The 6,289-nt window shown below is 64.6% G+C and carries 5 protein-coding genes; 3 read left to right on the top strand and 2 right to left on the bottom strand.

Annotated features, from left to right (window positions below; genetic code table 11):
- Positions 1-716: 716 nt before the first annotated feature.
- A complete protein-coding gene (locus VXJ25_RS09325) occupies positions 717-854 on the bottom strand; it encodes a hypothetical protein (RefSeq protein WP_330958944.1) in 138 nt (45 codons plus the stop codon).
- Positions 855-895: 41 nt separating this feature from the next.
- On the opposite strand from VXJ25_RS09325, the gene VXJ25_RS09320 reads away from it, so the two are divergent.
- Positions 896-1,081, top strand: a complete 186-nt coding sequence (locus VXJ25_RS09320) for a hypothetical protein (protein WP_330958943.1) — start codon at positions 896-898, stop codon at positions 1,079-1,081.
- Positions 1,082-1,420: 339 nt separating this feature from the next.
- Here the strand turns inward: VXJ25_RS09320 and VXJ25_RS09315 are convergent, their stop codons facing one another.
- The gene (locus tag VXJ25_RS09315; RefSeq protein WP_330958942.1) at positions 1,421-2,419 is read right to left on the bottom strand and encodes an IS30 family transposase; all 999 of its coding nucleotides are present in this window, start codon (positions 2,417-2,419) and stop codon (positions 1,421-1,423) included.
- Between the two features lie 508 nt (positions 2,420-2,927).
- Between VXJ25_RS09315 and VXJ25_RS09310 the strand changes: the two genes are divergently transcribed.
- Both VXJ25_RS09310 and VXJ25_RS09305 read left to right on the top strand, forming a co-directional pair.
- The gene (locus tag VXJ25_RS09310; RefSeq protein WP_330958941.1) at positions 2,928-4,337 is read left to right on the top strand and encodes a hypothetical protein; all 1,410 of its coding nucleotides are present in this window, start codon (positions 2,928-2,930) and stop codon (positions 4,335-4,337) included.
- A gap of 43 nt (positions 4,338-4,380) precedes the next feature.
- Entirely contained in the window at positions 4,381-6,177 is a 1,797-nt protein-coding gene (locus VXJ25_RS09305; RefSeq protein ID WP_330958940.1) for an AfsR/SARP family transcriptional regulator, read from the top strand.
- Positions 6,178-6,289: the final 112 nt, after the last annotated feature.

Below are 6,289 nucleotides of genomic sequence, written 5' to 3'. Positions count from 1 at the left end.
TACTGCGGGGATAGCCCGTGGGAGAGCAGGGCGTCGCCGGCCGGCGGCGGGCGTTTGGTCCTGGAGGGGGTCCCGGAGCCTGGAGTCAGGCGCCGGGGCCCCCTTCCCTATGCCGCGCCTCCCTATATCGGTCTTTATTCCAGCTTCAATGGCAACCTTAAAGTATGGGTCGATGGTTATAGACGACTTTTAAAGACGTTTCGTCTGTTGGCGCTTCCATTGATATCAGTCCTTATGGCAAGCCCCAAGGCGGGTCAGGCCTCGGATCTCATGACATGAGACCCTCCGCATATCACCCCTTCTGCAGCGGAAGCATATTTACCCTGGTCACCGGGTGTGTAGCCAGGTTACATTTGCACTTTACGATAACTGTGTGGCATGCATGCTCCTTAAGCGGCCGCGCGGCCGGGTGGCGACGCGATTGCAAGTGACCGAACTCTGTGCCCAGTCCGGGCCTGCCGAGTAGCGGTGGATGCCCGCCAGGGTGAGGACGCCCTGCTTGTTGCACTTCCTCTGCTCCCACCTCACGCAGGAGAGCTCCTGTGGAGGGAGTGCCTGCAAGGCCGTCCTGTCACCCTCGAAGAGCGAGAGCTCCTCCTCTCCCAGTCTCCAGTGGGGCTTTCCCTGGATAGCTCCAGACACGACTGCATTAGCCTTCGGCTGTAGCCCCTCACGTCTGAGAGGGCAGGCATCGGCACGAAGGGGTTGTGACGGGCTTAGCCGACCTTGGCCTCGACGTCCCCCTTCTCGTTACCAAGATAGGGGTTCGTGAGCGAGTAGGCGAAGCCGTAGTGGTCGCTGAAGAGCCTGAGGAGCTCGCTCGTGCGGATGACCGTGCCGAAGCGCCTGACCACCTCGGTGGCTTTGTCGAAGGCAGCCTCCGGGGCACGCCCCCATGGACGCGAAAACGTCCTTCAGGCCCTCGCAGACGCACTCCGAGGTCTCGCCCCAGAAGACCTGCGAGATTCCCACGTTGGAATGCGGGAAGCTCACCGCGGGGTACTTTCCGCGGGTGACGGCGCCCCTCACCCTGAAGTCGGCCTCCCCGAAGCCCGCCTGGCACTCGCCGGTCGTCCACTAGAGCTCGAAGGTCCTCATATCCTCCGTTGACAGACCAGCTCTCCCGGGACCCTCTGGCTACCCTCGACCGGCGTCGCGATTGACCCGGGACTGGCCCCTGCGTGCTTGTCGCCTCGGCAACTCGAATCATGCCGTGATGGGTCGCGCCTTCATTGCCGCCGTCGCAAATGGAGTGCGCCCCTGGCCGAGAGGGAGTTCGCTCACGAGCACGGATCCCTCGGAAGCTGAAGAAGGCAAGGGCCCTCTACGAACGTGAGGAATTCTCGCTCTCGGAGGGACGTTCGAACCGCGGAGGGATTGAAGCGAAGATGGGCTGACGGCCGAACCGTGGCTTGAATTTTCAGAGCAAGTGCAACGCCTGCTGGTGGTAGGCCTCCCACGGGCACTTCCAGCCCAGGCGCTTGCGTGGCCTGTGGTTCAGGTCATCATACGCCGCCGCGACGTCCGCGTCGCTGACGGCGGCCAGGTCCGTGCCCTTCGGGAAGTACTCCCTGAGCAGCCCGTTGGTGTTCTCGTTGGTGCCCCTCTGCCAGGGGTGGTGCGGCAGGCAGAAGTAGACGGGGGCGCCGATCGCCTCCTGCAGCGCCGAGGCCGCCGCGAACTCCGAGCCCCGGTCCAGCGTGACCGTCCTCACGACCTCGCCCGAGAGCGCGCGCTCCGTTGCCTCGTTGACCGCGGCGCTGCTCCTGGCGGCGGCCCTGCCGCCCACCAGGTAGCCCGTCTTCCGGTCGACCTGCGTGACCAGGCAGGGGCCGCCGGCCCTGCCGACGACCGTGTCGCCCTCCCAGTCGCCCACGCGCGAGCGGTCGGACGCCTCGGGAGGGCGCTCGCAGAGCTCGTGGGTGGCCCTGATCTTGCCCCTGGAGTCGCCGGTCCCCTTCGGGTGGCGGCGCTTCCCGCGGTGCCTGAGCCTCCTGCGCACCCTCTGCCTGCCAGGCAGCTCGCAGTCCAGGTCCCCGTCGTTGACGGCGCGGTAGATGGTGCTGGCGCTAACGGCGTCGGCGGGGCGCTCCACGCGCAGCCTGCCCGCCACCTGCTCCGGCGACCAGTGCCTGCCGAGGATGAGCGAGGCCACCAGCGAGCGCTCGGCCGGCCGCCTGAGGGCCCTGGGGCGCCTGCAGGCGAGCCTGCGCTCGTCCGCCCTCGCCTGGGCGGTCGACGCCCTGTAGCGCACCCTGCAGCCGGCGCGCTGCACCCAGCCGTTCCTCGCGATCTCCCTCGACACCGTCGACTTGTCGCGCCCGATCTCCCGGGCTATCTGGCTCACGCCCTCGCGCGCGAGCCAGCGGACCATGATGTCCTCGCGCTCCCCGATGCTAAGATGGCTGTAGCGGCCCATGCCGGTCCCCTCCAATGAACGTCGTCGCAAGCGCCATTGTAGGTCCCCATGGGCCGCTACCTCGTGTTTTGCCGTTGCACTAGCAATGGGAATTCAAGGGCCCATTCGAGGAGAACGGGCGAATCTGCCGCGCGCCAGACGATCCGTTGCCGCGTGGGCTCCCTTGAAGAGAAAAGTAAGAATTAATTAACAAAAAAGTTATAAGAAGTAAACTTATATTAAAGCTGGCAGAATCCCAATACTGAAGAAAATATACGAAAACGTGAGAAATATTAGTTGAAAAAACAAGTTGACGGAATCTTTATGAGACTGTGAAAATGCATAATGTACTAGAGACAAAATATACAATATCGATTAAATAGTGACGATATACTAGCCAATAACTGCAAAAAATGAAGAAAAATAATCAACAATCAATCCAGAAACTCTTGAAGGAAGTGCTAAGTTATTGAATGTGGAAAGCGGAGGTAGCTTTCACTAATATCCATCGCAAGGAAGAGGAAGAACAATGGGCAGGATGAGCGAGGAGTACTTGGAGGCGTTGGCGAACGCGGGCAATCGGGGCCGTCGTGGTACCTATCCTGGAGCGACGGTTCAATACGTGCCGAACGACGTCGCTGCGACGATAATGAACGCCTTCAACGCCCAGGCTGGGGAGGCGCCCGACACGTTCCTCGTCTGCGCCGAGCCGGGCATGGATGCAGACGAGACGCTCGACTACATAGCGAGCGTCACGCGTTCGTCATCGGTCAGGGTCTGTAGCCTCGACCTTCGTGGCTGCTCTGACGGTGATGCAGTCCACAAGTTCGTGAACTTTGCGCGAGTCGCCGTCAAGGGTTCTGGCACGAAGAGGGTAATGGCGGTGTGCAAGGGGCTTCCTCCCGCTGACGAGAGCGAACTGCAGAGGGAGCTGTCTGCGATTCGGCGAATGCGGGAGGCCGGCTGCTTCATCGTGCTCGGCATGCGTCCAGAGGCCTTGCAGCTGTCGGAGGAGCTTCCCGATGCGCCCTGCTATGGCACCCGCGACCTGATGATGGGACTTCCGAAGAGGCTTAGGAGGACGAGCGGGCTCGCGCGTGACATGATGGCTGCGACGCACGGCATACCGCTCCTCGTGAGGACGGTCTCGAAGATTAAGAGCCGTAACCTCGGACGTGTTATGTCCGACCCGGGATATTGCGAGAACCTCGGGTTGATCGTCTCCGAGACGCTCCGCGAGACCCTGATGAACGAGGAGAGGGAGGCGAGGTGCGCAACCCTCCTCCTTGGGGACGGCACGATCGAAGACCTGAGGAGGGTTCTCAGGCGTTGCGATGACGACATTCTTGCCTCAATATCGTCCAACTGCCCGGTGTGTGGCCTGAGGTTGGCGGAGGGCGAGTTCCGCTGCGTCGGCACCGACACCTACGAGGGGCTGAGCATGGTCTACGGGAGCCTTTCGCCCGTTGCCTCGGAGTTCCCCGATACCGTGGCTGCGGTGGCCGAGGTGCTGGCGGAAAGGGGGGAGTGGAACCGCGCCGCAATCGTGTGCAACATGGCGCCGGACGGCCTGCGGCAGACGACCCTCGCAATCATGAACGCCCTGGACTTCATCGACGTGGGTGAGGCTCCCCTGGTGGCCGATGCCGTGGAGAGGGCCTCGCGGTTCGGACTGGGGATTGCGACGCAGACGAGGGAGGCGAGAAGGGCCCTGTGCCTCATGCGACAGGACTGCGGGGACGTCGGGTGCCCGGCCGAAGGGGTCGTCGAGCGTGGGGTCGCGACTGGTCTGAGCTGGCCAGACTATATCGAAGAGATCCGCGCGCTCTGCCGGGGTATCGGAGTCGCGACGCCAATACCCCCCCTTGCAGGGCCGACGTGGCGCCGAGGCCGCCCTCTCTCACATGGCGGAGTCGCTTCGTCTCCTTCTCTGCGGTAGCTTTTCGGACTCCTTCGGGGAGGCGCTCAAGGCGCGGGGCCTCTTGGCGGACAGGGACGGCTCGCTCCTCTCGGCGCTCCTTTCCGACGTCTACTTCCTGTCGACGGGCCTTTCTGGTGCGATGCCCACCCAGGAGGAATGCGCCTGGCACGAGGCCTCCGCTCGGACTCTCGACGCGGGCAAACCGCCCCTGCACTCGGGCATCCACAAGGCCGTCCCGACGGCGGTCGGCATCATGATGGGGAGGGACGTCGACAACGGCGACGTCGAGGCTCTGACACGTCTCCTGGACCGCAGCGGGGACACCATGTTGAAGGCTGTCGCCGAGGTCGTGCTGACCGTCTCAGACCTCAGGAGGGGTGCTGCGGTGCGTGCTGGAGTCAGACTCAATCGGGCCCGGGAGCTCCTCGTCGAGCTTGGCAACCCCTCCCCCTACCTCTGGGAGTCGTGCAGGATCCTCTCTGCCCTCATCGACGCAGGGGAGGGCGGGCCTATGGGGGTGGACCTCAAGGAATGCGAGGGCGGGTCTCGCGAGCTCGACCAGATTTGCGAGATTCTGATAGACGCCGTCGGCGCGCGCTCGGTGAACCGAACCCCTGCTGAGGCGATCCCGCCGCGCGTTCCGAGCGGTGCCGCTTGGCTTGTAAACCTGCTCCTGAACGACTTCGGAAGGCTGTCGGAGCGCTTCTCGGAAGCCGTTCCTCCCGCCTGGAGCCGTGAGCTCGCACAGATGGGAGCGGTTGCGACCGTCGTGAGCGACCAGTCGGAGAGGGGCGTCGACGAGGCCATGGAGGGCCTACTCGACCAGCTCGACGACGCGTGCGAGGTGGACGAGGAGCACGTGCTGAGGATCTCGGTCCTGGGTGGCCTGTCCGTCTCCGTTGCGGGCGAGCGCGTCCCCGCGTCGTCGTTTGAGAGGAGGAGGGCGAAGGAGCTCCTGGCGCTTCTCGCCGCCGCTCCCCGGCACCAGGTGAAGCGGTACAAGATCATGGAGTCGGTGTGGCCCGACGCGGACTACGTAGCGGGCCAGCAGCGCGTCTACGAGGCGACGAGCGTGTTGAGGCACGTGATGGGCGGCAGGGTCGGGACGCGAGGGGACGGGGCGTTGCTCTCGAACCGCACTGAGAGAACCCTCTCCCTGAACCCCAAGTGCGTTGTCGTGGACGTCGACGGCTTCGAACGGGTCGCCCGCAAGGCGCTCGACGGAGAGGGGGACAACAGGCTGGTGCTGGTCGCGGCGCGCCGGGCTGAGACGATTTATCGAGGGGACCTCTTCGTGCCGGCCAACGACGGCATCGGCCTGGTCGAGCAGAGGAGACGGGACCTGAGACGCCTGTACGCCGACGTCATGGTCGCGGGCACCCTCGCGGCGCTGAGGGTCGGCCGTACGCTCACGGCCGCGAGGTTCGCCCGGAACGCCTACGAGGCGGACGGGATGAGGGAGGACGCGATCAAGCTGCTCGTGGCCACCCTCGTGGCGACCGGGCGAGCTTCGGAGGCGGAGAAGGAGTACAAGGTGTTCTGCAACCGCGTCGTGGAGCGCACGCGCAGGCCGCCCTCGCGAGATCTCCGCGACTCGGTGTCGAAGCTCCTGAAGGGAGGCAGGGCGAGCATCCTGGGGATCGTGGAGCCGGAGACGGAGGTCCCGGACGGTGCGGGGGACGAGAAGGCGCCTGCCGGCGCCGCCGAGCCCGAGGCGACGGCAGAGGGGCCCGAGGCGACGGCCGAAGAACCCGAGGCCATGCCAGAAGGAGTCGATGCCGAGGCGCGTGGAGACGCGGGCGGCCCCGAGACGGCTGATGGGGTGGGTGGCGTGCCGGGCGAAGGGGCCGAGGGCTAGATTGGGCATTCGATGTGGGCGCACGGCGCATGCCGAAACCCAGGTCGATGGTGGTACAATCATAAGTTGCACTGTTGTAGCCTCCGTGCGAACCAGCACACTGTATAAGGAT

The organism is Olsenella absiana (genome assembly GCF_036408855.1).
Classification (GTDB): Bacteria; Actinomycetota; Coriobacteriia; order Coriobacteriales; family Atopobiaceae; genus Olsenella_K; species Olsenella_K absiana.
This window is presented reverse-complemented; position numbering and strand designations above follow the sequence as displayed.